Raw genomic sequence first — 762 nt, forward strand, 5'->3', positions numbered from 1 at the left:
CCCGCCGATCCAGGCATTGGTCAGCTGGGGGTAGCGCCCGTCGCGTTGCAGGATGACAGGATTGGTGGCGTGGGGATCGGTCAGCCAGTTCGCAGCGCTGAACTTTTCCTGATCCCCTGCGCTCCAGGCTTCTGCCATGGCTCCCAGCACATGAATATGTGCCTTGAACGTGGTCAGGATGGACATGGCCGTCTTGCTGGACGGATCGCCGATCATCTGCGCGGCGGCCGGATGATGGGCGAGCGCCATGTCTTTCAACGCGTCGGCACCCAGCAGAGCGCGGGCATGGAGATCGCCCCACGACCAGGTGGCGGGCATTTCATGCTGGAGGCCGACAATACAGGCAACGAGCAGCTCGCGGGCAGCCTCTGCCCACATCGGGTCGCTGCTTTTCGGAATGAACCGGGCCGCCAGCTCCCGCGCGTCCTGCTTGGTGACGCAATCGGCTGAGATATCCCAGACCGCTGATCGCTTGTCCTGCGGTGCAATCAGCGTGATCTTGCCCGGCAAGCGTTCGGTCATGTCGCCCTTGGTGTCGAGGATGAGCATCTTGTCGCCCCAGCGCATGGCTTCCAGGATCATGTGCTGGATGGTCTGGGTTTTGCCGGAGCCCACAGACCCGGATGTCAGGCAGTGACGCGATTCCCGGTCTCGGCTCATGGGGAGGCCGGGTGGAAAGTCGATCCCCGCACCGGTCTGCCTGATCTCCTTTCTGCTTATCTTTCTTATCGCGGCGTATGCTTTTCTCCCGGTCAGGCGCAC

The 762-nt window shown here is 62.6% G+C and carries 1 protein-coding gene; it reads right to left on the minus strand.

The window, feature by feature from the left end:
* Window positions 1-660 (minus strand): type IV secretion system DNA-binding domain-containing protein (locus tag B4F73_RS10350; RefSeq protein WP_290483197.1); only part of this gene is annotated, 660 nt, incomplete at its 3' end.
* Between the last annotated feature and the right edge of the window lie 102 nt (window positions 661-762).

Origin of the sequence: Hyphomonas sp. UBA3601, assembly GCF_002375605.1 — a bacterium.
In the GTDB taxonomy this organism is placed as follows: Bacteria; Pseudomonadota; Alphaproteobacteria; order Caulobacterales; family Hyphomonadaceae; genus Hyphomonas.